This is a genomic window from Pseudomonas sp. 910_21 (assembly GCF_052850735.1).
The window spans coordinates 144,990-159,344 of record NZ_VXCY01000008.1; the positions used below are offsets into that span (position 1 = coordinate 144,990).

At 62.8% G+C, this 14,355-nt stretch carries 11 protein-coding genes; 7 read left to right on the plus strand and 4 right to left on the minus strand.

Translation table 11 applies throughout. The features are described from left to right. Window positions 1–157: 157 nt before the first annotated feature. Window positions 158–775 carry a bifunctional phosphoserine phosphatase/homoserine phosphotransferase ThrH gene (gene thrH / locus FW796_RS24150; protein WP_015634738.1) on the plus strand — a complete coding sequence of 206 codons (618 nt, stop codon included), beginning with the start codon at window positions 158–160 and terminating at the stop codon, window positions 773–775. A gap of 126 nt (window positions 776–901) precedes the next feature. Here the strand turns inward: thrH and pabB are convergent, their stop codons facing one another. The 4 genes from pabB to rloA all read right to left on the minus strand — a co-directional run bounded on the left by pabB (window position 902) and on the right by rloA (window position 5,453). After that, window positions 902–2,245, minus strand: coding sequence for an aminodeoxychorismate synthase component I (gene pabB / locus FW796_RS24155; RefSeq protein ID WP_404939945.1), 1,344 nt, complete (start codon window positions 2,243–2,245; stop codon window positions 902–904). 147 nt (window positions 2,246–2,392) lie between these two features. After that, window positions 2,393–3,379, minus strand: coding sequence for an alpha-L-glutamate ligase-like protein (locus FW796_RS24160; RefSeq protein WP_346631855.1), 987 nt, complete (start codon window positions 3,377–3,379; stop codon window positions 2,393–2,395). Then, window positions 3,379–4,911: an osmotic stress tolerance membrane protein RloB gene (rloB, locus tag FW796_RS24165; RefSeq protein ID WP_346631854.1), complete on the minus strand. Its 1,533-nt coding sequence runs from the start codon at window positions 4,909–4,911 to the stop codon at window positions 3,379–3,381. The genes FW796_RS24160 and rloB overlap by 1 nt, the downstream gene beginning before the upstream one ends. Window positions 4,912–4,916: 5 nt before the next feature. After that, window positions 4,917–5,453 carry a retropepsin-like aspartic peptidase RloA gene (gene rloA / locus FW796_RS24170; protein ID WP_402890994.1) on the minus strand — a complete coding sequence of 179 codons (537 nt, stop codon included), beginning with the start codon at window positions 5,451–5,453 and terminating at the stop codon, window positions 4,917–4,919. A 267-nt stretch (window positions 5,454–5,720) separates the two neighbouring features. Between rloA and FW796_RS24175 the strand changes: the two genes are divergently transcribed. The 6 genes from FW796_RS24175 to prpD all read left to right on the plus strand — a co-directional run bounded on the left by FW796_RS24175 (window position 5,721) and on the right by prpD (window position 14,330). Continuing rightward, a complete protein-coding gene (locus FW796_RS24175; protein WP_346631852.1) occupies window positions 5,721–6,443 on the plus strand; it encodes a GntR family transcriptional regulator in 723 nt (240 codons plus the stop codon). After that, window positions 6,440–7,333, plus strand: a complete 894-nt coding sequence (gene prpB, locus FW796_RS24180) for a methylisocitrate lyase (protein WP_011060181.1) — start codon at window positions 6,440–6,442, stop codon at window positions 7,331–7,333. Before FW796_RS24175 ends, prpB begins: the two co-directional genes overlap by 4 nt. Window positions 7,334–7,508: 175 nt before the next feature. Next, window positions 7,509–8,636: a bifunctional 2-methylcitrate synthase/citrate synthase gene (prpC, locus tag FW796_RS24185; RefSeq protein ID WP_123725785.1), complete on the plus strand. Its 1,128-nt coding sequence runs from the start codon at window positions 7,509–7,511 to the stop codon at window positions 8,634–8,636. 202 nt (window positions 8,637–8,838) lie between these two features. Continuing rightward, a complete protein-coding gene (gene acnD, locus FW796_RS24190; protein ID WP_346631851.1) occupies window positions 8,839–11,433 on the plus strand; it encodes a Fe/S-dependent 2-methylisocitrate dehydratase AcnD in 2,595 nt (864 codons plus the stop codon). A 61-nt stretch (window positions 11,434–11,494) separates the two neighbouring features. Then, entirely contained in the window at window positions 11,495–12,685 is a 1,191-nt protein-coding gene (gene prpF, locus FW796_RS24195; RefSeq protein WP_346631850.1) for a 2-methylaconitate cis-trans isomerase PrpF, read from the plus strand. A gap of 160 nt (window positions 12,686–12,845) precedes the next feature. Then, window positions 12,846–14,330 carry a 2-methylcitrate dehydratase gene (gene prpD / locus FW796_RS24200; protein ID WP_446440175.1) on the plus strand — a complete coding sequence of 495 codons (1,485 nt, stop codon included), beginning with the start codon at window positions 12,846–12,848 and terminating at the stop codon, window positions 14,328–14,330. The last annotated feature ends 25 nt before the right edge of the window (window positions 14,331–14,355 follow it).

Genomic DNA, 14,355 nt, shown 5'->3' on the forward strand with positions numbered 1-14,355 from the left:
GTCGGTGGCGCTGTGCGCTCTATAGGGGGGCGATCTTAACAAAATCCACCCGGCCCTGGCGCGCTCCTCTGCGTTGCGCCTGCGCAGGCGAATCGCTAGAGTTCGGCAGTCCTTTTGCTCGCTCAATTTAAATAATCAGAACCAATGGGAGTGTCTTGTGGAAATTGCCTGTCTCGATCTGGAAGGTGTACTGGTCCCGGAAATCTGGATCGCCTTTGCCGAAAAAACCGGGATTGAATCCCTCAAGGCAACCACCCGGGATATTCCCGACTACGACGTATTGATGAAGCAGCGCCTGCGGATTCTTGACGAGCACGGCCTGAAACTCTCCGATATCCAGGAAGTGATCGCCACCCTCAAGCCTCTGGATGGTGCGGTGGAGTTCGTCAACTGGTTGCGCGAGCGCTTCCAGGTGGTGATCCTCTCCGATACCTTCTATGAGTTTTCCCAGCCCTTGATGCGCCAGCTGGGTTTCCCCACCCTGCTGTGTCACCGCCTGATCACCGATGACGGTGGCCGGGTGACCGGCTATCAACTGCGTCAGAAAGACCCCAAGCGCCAGTCGGTGCTGGCCTTCAAGAGCCTGTACTACCGGGTCATCGCTGCCGGGGATTCCTACAACGACACGACGATGCTGGGGGAGGCCGACGCCGGCATCCTGTTCCATGCGCCGGACAACGTGATTCGCGAGTTCCCGCAGTTCCCCGCGGTGCACAGCTTTGCCGAGTTGAAGCAGGAGTTCATCAAGGCTTCCAATCGCACCTTGAGCCTGTAACCCGGTTCGCCGGCGAAGAGGCCCTTGGATTTTCACAAATCCTGTCGACGCCTTCGCTGGCAAGCCAGCTCCTACGGACAGGTGAACGGCGTGCTCTTGTAGGCGCCGGTTGCCGGCGAATAGGCCCTAAAGCCCCTGCAATGTCTCCAGCAACACCCGTACCTTGGTGATGGATTCCTGGTACTCCGCCTGCCAGTCCGAATCCGCGACGATCCCGCCGCCGCCCCAGCAACAGATCTGCCCGTCCTTGGCCAACAGGCTGCGAATGGCGATGGAGCTGTCCATCTCCCCGCGTACGTCCAGGTACAGCAGCGAGCCGCAGTACAACGCGCGCCGGGTGGGCTCCAGTTCGTCGATGATCTGCATCGAACGGATCTTCGGCGCCCCGGTGATCGAGCCGCCGGGGAAGCTGCCGGCGATCAGGTCCAGAGCATCCTTGTCGTCCGCCAGCTCGCCGGTCACGGCGCTCACCAGGTGGTGCACATTGGGGTAGCTTTCCAGGCTGAACAGCTCCGGCACGCGCACCGAGCCGGTGCGGCAAGTGCGCCCCAGGTCGTTGCGCAGCAGGTCGACGATCATCAGGTTTTCCGCCCGGTCCTTGGGGCTGGCCAGCAGCTCGGCGGCGTTGGCGGCGTCTTCTGCGGCATCCCGACCCCGGGGACGAGTGCCCTTGATCGGCCGGGTTTCCACCCGGCCCTGGCTGACATGAACGAAACGCTCCGGCGACAGGCTGAGCACCGCGCCGTCATCCGGCAGGCGCTGGAAGCCCGAGAACGGGGTCGGACAGGCGGCGCGCAAGGCGCAGTAGGCGACCCAGGGATCGCCCTGGTACTGGCCGCGAAAGCGCTGGGCGAAGTTCACCTGATAGCAGTCGCCGGCCTGGATGTAGTGCTGGATGCGTTGGAAGGCCTGGCGGTAATCCTCGGCGCTCAGGTCGGCCCGCATGGCGCTGGTCAGCTTGAACGAGGCTGCTGCCGTCATGGGCGGCTGGTTGAACAGCTGGATCAGGCGCTGGCGCTCGGAGGCTTCCAGGCTGGGGTGGAACAGCAGTTGGCTGGTGCCCGTCTGGTGGTCATTGATCAGCGCCCAGGCATACAGGCCAAAGCGTGCCTCGGGCAATTGCAGGTCATCCCGGGCCTGGCTCGGCAGGCGCTCCAGGTGTCGGCCGAAATCGTAGCTGAGGTAGCCGATCAGGCCGCCGGCGAAGGGCAATTCATAAGGCGCGGGCACTTGGGCCTGGCCCAGGTGCTGGAGGTTATCGCGCAGGCGTTGCAGGAAGTCGCCGCCAGGCTCGTCAGCGGCCAGGGTCAGTTCTGCCAGGGGCCAGGCGCTGAGCAGGTCATAACGGCCGCGCTCGGCGCTGGGGCGGCCGCTGTCCAGTAGCACGGCACCGGGGGCGTGTTCGATTGCCGCGAAATACTCGGCGGGGTTGGCGCGATAGGGAAGCGGGTGTACGGAGCAGGTCAACATGCGGGGCAGATCAGCCATCGGAGCGCGGCTGGCGATTGTATGCCTCTGCAGGAGTTGCTCCTAGAGGGGATGTCGGCGATTGCCCCTTGAACGGCGCATTTACCGACCTGTAGCCGTTGCCTGGGGCAGCGGCTACAGCCGGGGCTGTCAGCCTTCGACGGGAGGAATGTGGCCGAACAGGTCCTGGGCGAAGCGCACACGCTCTGCGACGGTTTCCTCGATGCCACGAGCCTTGAGTTCCTCAAGGTGGGCTTCAATGGCGTGGGTGCGCTGGGTCAGGCCGCAGTCGTTGGCGATCTGGATATTCAGCCCGGGCCGGGCATTGAGTTCGAGAATCAGCGGGCCCTTGTCCTGGTCCAGCACCATGTCCACGCCGATGTAGCCCAGGCCGCACAGCTCGTAGCAGCCGGCCGCCAGCTTCATGAAACCGTCCCAGTAGGGCAGTTGCACACCGTCCACGGCATTGGTGGTGTCCGGATGCTTGGTGATGATGTTGTTCAGCCAGGTGCCGCGCAGGGTCAGGCCGGTGGCCAGGTCGACGCCGACGCCGATGGCGCCCTGGTGCAGGTTGGCCTTGCCTCCGGACTGGCGGGTCGGCAGGCGCAGCATGGCCATCACCGGGTAGCCCATGAGCACGATGATGCGGATGTCCGGCACGCCTTCGTAGCTGATGCTCTTGAAAATCTGGTCCGGGGTTACCCGGTATTCGATCAGTGCCCGGTCGCGGTGGCCGCCCAGGGAATACAGGCCGGTGAGGATGCTGGAGATATGATGCTCGATCTCCTCATGGCTGATGATCTTGCCGGATACCGTGCGATAGCGGCCCTCGAAGCGGTCGGCAATCACGATGATGCCGTCACCGCCGGCGCCCTGGGCCGGCTTGATCACGAAGTCGTTGCGCCCTTTGATGATCTCGTCGAGCTTGTCGATTTCCTTCTCGGTGGAGATCACCCCGTACAGTTCCGGTACATGGATGCCGGCCTTGATCGCCCGTTCCTTGGTGATGATCTTGTCATCGACGATGGGGTACAGGCTGCGCTTGTTGTACTTGAGCACGTAGTCGGCGTTACGCCGGTTGATGCCCATGATTCCCCGCGCTTCCAGGGCTTTCCAGGTCTTCCACAGGCCGAACATCAGGAGTCGGCCTTGACGAAGGCTTTGAAGCGCACCAGCTCCGTCAGGCGGTAGCCGCGGTAGCGACCCATCGCCAGCATGAAGCCCACCAGGATCAGCAGCATCGCCGGGAAGGTGAAGACGAAGTACGTAAGCTCCGGCACGCTCATGATCAGGTGTGCCAGGGACGCGGCGAACAGGGTGCCGATGGCGACTTTCATCGCATGGCCGCCGCCGCGTTCTTCCCAGGTAATGGACAGGCGTTCGATGGTCATGGTCAGGATCACCATCGGGAACAGCGCCACCGACAGGCCGCGCTCCAGGCCCAGCTTGTGGCTGAACAGGCTAATGGCGGCGATCAGCACCACCACGAAGGTCAGCACTACCGAAAGCCGCGGCAGCATCTGTAGCTTGAGGTGTTCCAGGTAGGAGCGCAGTGACAGCCCGAGCGCGGTAATCACGGTGAACAGCACGATGCCGAAGCCCAGTTGAGTCTCGCGGAAGGCCAGGGCGATCAGCACCGGGGTGAAGGTGCCCAGGGTCTGCAGGCCGATCAGGTTGCGCAGGATCAGGATCACCAGCACGCCGATGGGAATCATCACCATGATCATGAAGGTCTGCTGGGTCTGCAGCGGCAGGCCGTACAGCGAGTATTCGAGGAAGTTGGCGTCGGTGTTCTCGTCGGTCAGCTTGGCCAGGCGAATGGCGTTCATTTCGCTGTTGTTGAGGCTGAAGGTGACGTTGGCCTTCTTGCCGCCATCGACGGTGATCAGGTTGTCATCGCCGGTCCACCACAGCAGGCGATCGCTGGGCATGCCCTGTTCGCCGGTTTCCGGGTTGAAGTACAGCCAGTCGGTGCCGTTGAAGCTGCGCAGCCAGAGTTCCGGAGTCTGCGGCTGATCGGCCACCAGGCGAATGGTATGGACCTTCTCCATCGGCACGTGGGCGATGGACAGCAGCAGTTCGACGATCTTGGCCTTGTTGGCGCTGGACGGGTCGCCGGCCAGCAGCAGCTTGGCGTTGTCGTCATTGGCGTTGTTGACGCGCTTGATGGCCTCGCTGATGAAGGTCTCGACGTCCGCCGAGTGCTGGCGGATCGGCGCCAGCAGGGCTTCTGCGGCGATCTTTTCCGGGCCTTCCACGGCCATGCTGTCGCGGAAGGTCGGGCCCTTGATCTTGGACTTCTCGGCGCTGTAGCGCTTGGTCAGTACCAGGCGGTAGTACAGGGTCTGGTTGCCCTTGGCCCGGCGTGCCGACCAGGTGACCTTGCGGTTGCCGTCGACGCGGTTGACCGCCACCCCGTAGTTGTTGGAAATGAAGCTCTCGTTGAGGCTCACATAGTCGCGGCTCAGGGGCGGCACGAACATCTGGATCTTGATCGGGTCCTTGCCGTTGGCGACGAACTCGACCTTGGCATCGATGTTCCACAGATCGTCGGTGGCGTCTTCGGTCACCGGAATGCCGAGCACGAAGATCTGATAGGCCGTGATCGAAATGCCCAGCACCACCAGGATGGCGATCAGGACTTTCAGATGAAGGGTAAGAGAGCGCATTGGAATTACTCTGCGGTATGAGCGTCGGTGGCGCAGGCGGGTTTGCCAGCAGCGTATTTAAGACTGGGGTCGACCAGCGCATCGAAGCGTTTCAAGGCTTCGGAGCCAATCAGGAGCGGGTATTGGAAGGCGCTGCGGTCGGTCAAGTTCACTTCGATGCTGCGCAAGGCACTGCCCATGCAGACATCCAGGGCGATCACCGGACGCGCGGTGTAGTTCTTGTCCTCATCGGGGTCATAGTCGCCGGCGCGGCGCTTGATCTTGCTGACTCGGGCCAGCGGCCGTTCGATGGGGTGGGAATGGGCGGCGTCGATGGCCAGGTAGAAACGCACCCAGGATTCGCCGTTGCGCTTGAAGCGCTTGATGTCGCGGGCACTTAAGGAAGCAGTCTTGGCACCGGTGTCGAGTTTGGCTGCAACTTCCAGGTCGATACCTGACAGTTGCGCGTACTCGTTCAAACCGTAGACCGTCTTGCCGGCGGCGGCGCTGATGCCGGGCAGGGCAAGCAGACAGAGGAGTAGGGGAAGGGCCTTGAGTCTCATAGATCCTGATGGGCTTGGGTTCTTCAGTTCAAGGCGACCGGCATTGCTGCGCAAGCTCCCTCGTATGCGTGCCATAAAAAGATGACAGGCCAATGCGGGCGGCATTCTAGCATGCTGGTTTTATGGCGCCAGCGTCGGGGGCGGGCCTTTTGTCTCGTTTTGGTGCAAAGGGTTATTAGACGATTGTCGACAATCTCAATTTTTCCTTTGACTGTTTAGGGTGTATTGGCTAATTTTTGCCTAATTGATTTTCAAGGTGTCGACAATATGCTGGATCAACTGGAACATCCGCTGCCGACGCAGGACGATTCTGAAACCCTGTCCGAAAACGTCTTCCGGCGGATCCAGGCCGCCATCGTCAAGGGCGAGATCGCCCCGGGCAGCAAGATCTCCGAGCCTGAACTGGCCCGTACTTACGGCATCAGTCGTGGTCCGCTGCGCGAGGCCATCCATCGCCTGGAAGGTCAGCGCCTGTTGGTACGAGTGCCGCATGTCGGCGCCCGGGTGGTGTCCCTCAGCCACGCCGAGCTGATCGAGCTTTACGAAATCCGCGAATCCCTGGAAGGCATGGCCTGTCGCCTGGCGGCAGAGCGCATGACCACCGAGGAAATCGACGAGCTGCGCCGGGTGCTCGATACCCACGAGCGCGATGCGGCGTTCCAGGCTGGCGTCGGCTACTACCAGCAGGAAGGGGATTTCGACTTCCATTACCGGATCATCCAGGGCGCCGGCAACCGCACCCTCACGCAAATGCTCTGTGGCGAGCTGTATCAACTGGTGCGCATGTACCGCATCCAGTTCTCCGCGACCCCCAACCGTCCGCACCAGGCCTTTGCCGAACACCACCGGATTCTCGACGCCATTGCCGATCGCGACGGCGAACTGGCCGAGCTACTGATGCGCCGCCACATCGGCGCCTCGAAACGCAACATCGCGCGTCACTACCAGGACAGCGCCCATCAGACAGCCACTCCACGAGGTGAGTCATGAGTTCCAACAAGAGCACTCCAGGCCAGCGTTTCCGCGATGCGGTCGCCAGCGAACAGCCGTTACAAGTGGTGGGCGCGATCAACGCCAACCATGCGTTGCTGGCCAAACGCGCCGGTTTCAAGGCGATCTACCTGTCCGGTGGCGGGGTCGCCGCCGGTTCCCTCGGCGTGCCTGACCTGGGCATTACCGGCCTCGACGACGTCCTCACCGACGTGCGCCGCATCACCGACGTCTGCGACCTGCCATTGCTGGTGGACGTGGACACCGGTTTCGGTTCTTCGGCGTTCAACGTGGCCCGCACCGTCAAGTCGATGATCAAGTTCGGCGCCGCGGCGATCCATATCGAAGACCAGGTGGGCGCCAAGCGCTGCGGTCACCGTCCCAATAAAGAGATCGTGTCCCAGCAGGAAATGGTCGACCGCATCAAGGCCGCGGTGGATGCCCGCACCGACGACAGCTTCGTGATCATGGCGCGCACCGACGCCCTGGCGGTGGAAGGTCTGGAGTCGGCCCTGGAGCGTGCCGCGGCGTGCATCGAGGCCGGCGCCGACATGGTGTTCCCGGAAGCCATCACCGAGCTTGAGATGTACAAGATCTTCGCCGATCGGGTGAAAGCGCCGATCCTGGCCAATATCACCGAATTCGGCGCAACCCCGCTGTACACCACCGAACAGTTGAAATCCGTGGATGTTTCCCTGGTGCTGTACCCGCTGTCGGCGTTCCGTGCCATGAACAAGGCGGCGGAGAATGTCTACACCGCGATCCGTCGCGACGGCACCCAGCAGAACGTGATCGACACCATGCAGACCCGCATGGAGCTCTATGAGCGCATCGACTACCACAGCTTCGAGCAGAAGCTCGATGCGCTGTTCGCCCAGAAGAAAGGTTGAATCAATCCCTGTGGGAGCGAGCGTGCTCGTGATGGCCACCAACAATGACGCGCAATCCCTGACACGCTGGGGCGCGCGGGCCCAGATCGCCAGCAAGCTCGCTCCTCCATGGTCGGGGTGAGTCCCGACCAACGAAGTTGCCAAGTCCCTAACAAATTCAAGATTGGAGAGAGCAATGGCCGAAGCAAAAGTATTGAGTGGCGCAGGTCTGCGCGGCCAGGTGGCCGGGCAAACCGCGCTGTCCACCGTGGGCCAGGCCGGTGCCGGGTTGACCTATCGCGGCTATGACGTGCGCGAACTGGCGGCCGATGCGCAGTTCGAGGAAGTCGCCTACCTGCTGTTGTACGGCGATCTGCCGACCCAGGAACAACTGGCGGCCTACACCAGCAAGCTGGGCAAGCTGCGCGACCTGCCTCAGGCGCTGAAGGAAGTGCTGGAGCGGATTCCGGCCCAGGCCCATCCGATGGACGTGATGCGTACGGGCTGCTCGTTCCTCGGCAACATCGAGCCGGAGAAAGACTTCTCCCAGCAGCATGACGTCACCGACCGCCTGCTGGCGGCCTTCCCGGCGATCATGTGCTACTGGTACCGCTTCAGCCACGAAGGCGTGCGCATCAGCTGTGTCAGCGACGAGCCTTCCATTGGCGGTCATTTCCTGCACCTGCTGCACGGCAAGAAGCCCAGCGACCTGCACGTCAAGGTGATGAACGTATCGCTGATCCTCTACGCCGAGCATGAGTTCAACGCCTCGACCTTTACTGCCCGGGTCTGTGCTTCGACCCTGTCCGACCTGTACTCCTGCATCACCGCGGCCATCGGTTCGCTGCGTGGCCCGCTGCACGGCGGCGCCAACGAAGCGGCCATGGAAATGATCGAGCGCTTCAGTTCGCCGCAAGAGGCGATCAAGGGCACCCTCGGCATGCTGGAGCGCAAGGACAAGATCATGGGGTTTGGCCACGCGATCTACAAAGACAACGATCCGCGCAACGAGGTGATCAAGGGCTGGTCGAAAAAACTCGCCGACGAAGTGGGCGACAAGGTGCTGTTTCCGGTTTCCGAGGCCATCGACCAGACCATGTGGGAGCAGAAGAAACTCTTCCCCAACGCCGACTTCTACCACGCCTCGGCGTACCACTTCATGGGCATCCCCACCAAGCTGTTCACGCCGATCTTCGTTTGTTCGCGCCTGACCGGCTGGGCGGCCCATGTGTTCGAGCAGCGTGGCAACAACCGCATCATCCGTCCAAGCGCCGAGTACATCGGCGTCGAGCAGCGCAAGTTCGTGCCAATCGAACGTCGCTGACCGGGAGGGTGCCGACACTGTTCATTGAATGAACCACACACCTGTAGGCGCGAGCTTGCTCGCGATAGCGATGGATCAGCCGACAGCCATGTCGGATCTGCTTCGGTCATCGCGAGCAAGCTCGCTCCTACAAGGGATAGATGTTCATTCAATACGGTGCCAGGCGCTCCCTTTGAAACTACCGTGATCGAGTCCCCTGACCATGAACACTGAATTTCGCAAGACGCTGCCCGGCAGCCAGCTGGACTATTTCGACGCCCGTGCGGCGGTCGATGCGCTCCAGCCAGGCGCCTACGACAGCCTGCCCTACACCTCCCGCGTGCTGGCGGAAAACCTGGTGCGTCGCTGTGATCCGGCGACCCTCAACGCGTCCCTGGGCCAACTGATCGAACGCCGCGATGACCTCGACTTCCCGTGGTTCCCGGCCCGCGTGGTGTGCCACGACATCCTTGGCCAGACCGCGCTGGTGGACCTGGCCGGCCTGCGCGACGCCATCGCCGACCAGGGTGGTGACCCGGCGCTGGTCAATCCGGTGGTGCCGACCCAGTTGATCGTCGACCACTCCCTGGCTGTGGAATGCGGCGGTTTCGACCCGGACGCCTTCGACAAGAACCGCGCCATCGAAGACCGGCGCAACGAAGACCGTTTCCACTTCATCAACTGGACCAAGAAGGCCTTCAAGAACGTCGACGTGATCCCGCCGGGCAACGGCATCATGCACCAGATCAACCTGGAGAAAATGTCCCCGGTGATCCAGGTGCGCGACGGGGTGGCCTTCCCTGATACCTGCGTCGGCACCGACAGTCACACCCCCCACGTCGATGCCCTGGGGGTCATCGCCATTGGTGTGGGCGGCCTGGAAGCCGAGAACGTCATGCTCGGTCGCGCGTCGTGGATGCGCCTGCCGGAAATCATCGGCGTCGAGCTCACCGGCAAGCTGCAACCTGGCATCACTGCCACCGACATGGTGCTGGCGCTGACCGAGTTCCTGCGCAAGCAGAAAGTGGTGGGTGCCTGGCTGGAGTTCTTCGGCGCAGGCGCCGCGGCGCTGACCCTGGGCGATCGCGCCACCATCTCCAACATGGCTCCGGAATACGGCGCCACTGCGGCGATGTTCTACATCGACCAGCAGACCATCGACTACCTCAAGCTCACCGGCCGTGAAGACGAACAAGTGCGCCTGGTGGAGAGCTATGCCAAGCACACTGGCCTGTGGGCCGACAGCCTGAAGAGCGCACGCTACGAGCGCGGCCTGCAGTTCGATCTATCGTCGGTGGTGCGCAACATGGCCGGGCCGAGCAACCCTCACGCCCGGGTCGCCACCAGCGATCTGGCGGCCAAGGGCATCGCCGGGCAGTGGTCCGAAACCCCGGGGCAGATGCCGGACGGCGCGGTGATCATCGCCGCCATCACCAGTTGCACCAACACCAGCAACCCGCGCAACGTGATCGCGGCGGGCCTGCTGGCGCGCAATGCCAACAAGCTGGGGCTGACCCGCAAGCCGTGGGTCAAGTCGTCCCTGGCCCCGGGTTCGAAAACCGTGGCCATGTACCTGGAAGAGGCCGGCCTGGACCATGAGCTGGAGCAACTGGGCTTTGGCGTGGTGGCCTTTGCCTGCACCACGTGCAACGGCATGTCCGGCGCCCTGGACCCGGTGATCCAGAAAGAGATCATCGACCGCGACCTGTACGCCACCGCGGTGCTCTCGGGCAACCGCAATTTTGATGGGCGTATCCACCCTTACGCCAAGCAGGCGTTCCTGGCTTCGCCGCCGCTGGTGGTGGCCTACGCCATTGCCGGCACCATCCGTTTCGATATCGAGAAGGACGTGCTGGGCCTGGACGCCGACGGCCGTGAAATCCGCCTCAAGGACATCTGGCCGAGCGATGAAGAGATCGACGCGGTGGTCAAAGCGGCGGTCAAGCCGGAGCAGTTCCGCAAGGTCTACATTCCGATGTTCGCCATTCACGAAGACACCGGCCCGAAAGTCGAACCGCTTTACGACTGGCGTCCACAGAGCACCTACATCCGCCGCCCGCCTTACTGGGAAGGAGCCCTGGCCGGGGAGCGCAGCCTCAAGGGCATGCGCCCGTTGGCGGTGCTGCCGGACAACATCACCACCGACCACCTGTCGCCGTCCAACGCCATCATGCTCGACAGCGCGGCCGGCGAGTACCTGGCGAAAATGGGCCTGCCGGAAGAGGACTTCAACTCCTACGCGACCCACCGTGGTGACCACCTGACCGCCCAGCGTGCGACCTTCGCCAACCCGAAACTGTTCAACGAAATGGTCGAGGAAAACGGCAAGGTCAAGCAGGGTTCCCTGGCGCGGATCGAGCCGGAAGGCCAGGTCACGCGGATGTGGGAAGCCATCGAAACCTACATGGAGCGCAAGCAGCCGCTGATCATCATTGCCGGTGCCGACTACGGTCAGGGCTCGTCCCGGGACTGGGCGGCCAAGGGCGTACGGTTGGCCGGGGTGGAGGCGATCGTTGCCGAAGGCTTCGAGCGTATCCACCGCACCAACCTGGTGGGCATGGGCGTGCTGCCCCTGGAGTTCCTGGCGGGCACCGACCGCAAGACCCTGGGTATCGACGGCACCGAAACCTATGACGTGATCGGCGAACGCACACCACGGGCGCAGTTGACCCTGGTGATCAATCGCCGCAACGGCGAGCGGTTGGAGGTGCCAGTGACTTGCCGCCTCGACACCGCCGAAGAGGTGTCGATCTACGACGCGGGCGGGGTGTTGCAGCGCTTCGCCCAGGACTTCCTGGAATCGGCAGTAGCCAGCTAAGTGACGTACCGGGGGCGGGCCGCAAGGTGCCGCCCCCGGTCTTTATCAGGACCAGAAATCCATGGCATTTGTAGCGCAAATCAAGATTCCTGCCACTTACATGCGTGGCGGCACCAGCAAGGGTGTGTTCTTCAATCTGCAGGACCTGCCCGAGGTGGCCCAGCTGCCGGGCGCGGCGCGTGATGCCCTGCTGCTGCGGGTGATCGGCAGCCCCGATCCCTATGACAAGCAGATCGACGGCATGGGCGCTGCCACCTCCAGCACCAGCAAGACGGTGATCCTGTCCAAGAGCATCAAGGCCGATCACGACGTCGACTACCTGTTCGGTCAGGTGGCCATCGACAAGGCCTTCGTCGACTGGAGCGGCAACTGTGGCAACCTCTCGGCGGCGGTGGGCTCTTTCGCCATCAGCAGCGGCCTGGTGGACGCCAGTCGCATTCCGCAGAACGGCGTGGCGGTGGTGCGCATCTGGCAGGCCAATATCGGCAAGAGCATCATTGCCCACGTGCCGATCACCAACGGCGAGGTTCAGGAAACCGGTGACTTCGAGCTGGATGGAGTGACCTTCCCAGCGGCCGAAGTGCAGTTGGAGTTTCTCGATCCGGCGGCCGAGGAAGAGGGCGCCGGCGGTTCGATGTTCCCCACCGGCAACCTGGTGGACGACCTGGAAGTGCCCGGTGTCGGCACCTTCAAGGCGACCCTGATCAATGCCGGGATCCCCACCATCTTCATCAACGCGGCGGACCTTGGTTATCGCGGCACCGAGCTGCAGGGCGATATCAATGGCGACCCCAAGGCCCTGGCCATGTTCGAGACCATCCGCGCCCACGGTGCCCTGCGCATGGGGCTGATCAAGCACCTGGACGAAGCCGCCCAGCGTCAGCACACGCCGAAAGTGGCCTTTGTCGCCGCGCCGGCGGATTACCAGGCTTCCAGCGGCAAGGCGATCAAGGCCGGGGACGTCGACCTGCTGGTGCGCGCCCTGTCCATGGGCAAGTTGCACCACGCGATGATGGGCACCGCAGCGGTGGCCATCGGCACCGCGGCGGCGATTCCCGGGACCCTGGTCAATCTGGCGGCCGGGGGCGGTGCGCGCAGCGCGGTACGTTTTGGTCACCCTTCGGGCACCTTGCGCGTCGGCGCCGAAGCCACTCAAAGCGGCGGTGACTGGACCGTGGTCAAGGCCATCATGAGCCGCAGCGCCCGCGTGCTGATGGAAGGCTGGGTGCGAGTGCCCGGCGACAGTTTCTAGGCAGAGTAATGCTGGCGGTGGTGGCGGGGCTCCCTCGCCACAACCGCCAGTCGTGACATTGTTATTGAATCGCTGAGCAGGCGCAGACCTGCGATGCCGTTATTGACCTGTACCTGAGGAATGACCCCACCTACAACCTTGCAACTGGAGTGACACACTCATGAGCGCCAACGTTGACCTGAACAACCGTCCCGATTACGACCCGGTCCTGCAGGACATTGCCGACTATGTCCTGAACTATGCCATCGACTCCCGAGAAGCCCTCGATACCGCGCGCAATTGCCTGATGGATACTCTGGGCTGCGGCCTGTTGGCCCTGCGTTTCCCCGAATGCACCAAGCACCTGGGACCGATTGTCGAAGGCACCGTGGTGCCTTTCGGTGCCCGGGTTCCAGGCACCAGCTATCGTCTGGACCCGGTGAAGGCGGCCTGGGATATCGGCTGCATCGTGCGTTGGCTGGATTACAACGACACCTGGCTGGCGGCCGAATGGGGGCATCCCTCGGACAACCTCGGCGGCATTCTCGCGGTGGCCGACCATCTTTCGCAAAAGCGTGTGGCCAATGGTGAAGCGCCGTTGACCATGGGCGATGTGTTGCGAGCGATGGTCATGGCTCATGAGATCCAGGGGGTGATTGCCCTGGAAAACTCCTTCAACCGGGTCGGTCTCGATCATGTGCTGTTGGTAAAGGTTGCCTCCACAGCGGTCTGCGCCAAGCTGCTGGGCGCTAACCGCGAGCAGTTGCTGGCGGCGCTGTCCCATGCCTTTGTCGACGGTCAGGCGCTGCGCACCTATCGTCATGCCCCCAATGCCGGTTCGCGCAAATCCTGGGCGGCGGGGGATGCTTCAAGCCGTGGGGTGCGTCTGGCGGACATCGCCCTGCGTGGTGAAATGGGCATTCCCGGTGTCCTGACGGCGCCGCAGTGGGGCTTCTATGACGTGCTGTTCAGTCACACCAACAAGGACCTGGCGTTGAAGTCCGAGGCGCAGCGCTGTTTCAGCCTGCCGCAGAAGTACGCCAGTTACGTGATGGAAAACGTACTGTTCAAGATCAGCTTCCCGGCGGAGTTCCACGCGCAGACCGCCTGTGAAGCGGCGGTGACTCTGCACCCCCTGGTGCGCAATCGCTTGCCCGAGATCGAGCGGATCGTCATCACCACCCATGAATCGGCGATCCGCATCATTTCCAAGGTCGGGCCGCTGGCCAATGCCGCCGACCGCGACCATTGTCTGCAATACATGACCGCAGTGCCCCTGGCCTTCGGCACCTTGGTGGCCGAGCATTACGAAGATGATTTCCATGCTGCGCATCCGATCATCGATCAGTTGCGGGGCAAGATGGAGATCGTCGAAGACCCGCGTTACACCCGTGAATACCTGGAGGCCGACAAACGCTCCATTGCCAATGCGATCCAGGTGTTCTTCAAGGACGGCTCCAGCACCGAACAGGTGGCGGTGGAATATCCCATCGGTCACCGTCGTCGCCGCGCCGAAGGCATTCCATTGCTGGAGGACAAGTTCAGGGCCAACCTGGCCACGCGCTTCACCACCCAGCGTTCGACGCAGATTTTCCAACTGTGCAAGGACCCGGCTCGGCTTGAGGCAACGCCGGTGCACCGGTTCGTCGACCTGCTGGTGATCTGATCCCCCCTTGTAGGAGCGAGCTTGC

Excerpts from the sequence above, each read along its gene's own strand:
- pabB (WP_404939945.1), bottom strand. The coding sequence starts at position 2,245 with ATGTTGACCTGCTCCGTACACCCGCTTCCCTATCGCGCCAACCCCGCC.
- FW796_RS24160 (WP_346631855.1), bottom strand. The coding sequence starts at position 3,379 with ATGTTCGGCCTGTGGAAGACCTGGAAAGCCCTGGAAGCGCGGGGAATC.
- rloB (WP_346631854.1), bottom strand. The coding sequence starts at position 4,911 with ATGCGCTCTCTTACCCTTCATCTGAAAGTCCTGATCGCCATCCTGGTG.
- rloA (WP_402890994.1), bottom strand. The coding sequence starts at position 5,453 with ATGAGACTCAAGGCCCTTCCCCTACTCCTCTGTCTGCTTGCCCTGCCC.
- FW796_RS24175 (WP_346631852.1), top strand. The coding sequence starts at position 5,721 with ATGCTGGATCAACTGGAACATCCGCTGCCGACGCAGGACGATTCTGAA.
- prpB (WP_011060181.1), top strand. The coding sequence starts at position 6,440 with ATGAGTTCCAACAAGAGCACTCCAGGCCAGCGTTTCCGCGATGCGGTC.
- prpC (WP_123725785.1), top strand. The coding sequence starts at position 7,509 with ATGGCCGAAGCAAAAGTATTGAGTGGCGCAGGTCTGCGCGGCCAGGTG.
- acnD (WP_346631851.1), top strand. The coding sequence starts at position 8,839 with ATGAACACTGAATTTCGCAAGACGCTGCCCGGCAGCCAGCTGGACTAT.
- prpF (WP_346631850.1), top strand. The coding sequence starts at position 11,495 with ATGGCATTTGTAGCGCAAATCAAGATTCCTGCCACTTACATGCGTGGC.
- prpD (WP_446440175.1), top strand. The coding sequence starts at position 12,846 with ATGAGCGCCAACGTTGACCTGAACAACCGTCCCGATTACGACCCGGTC.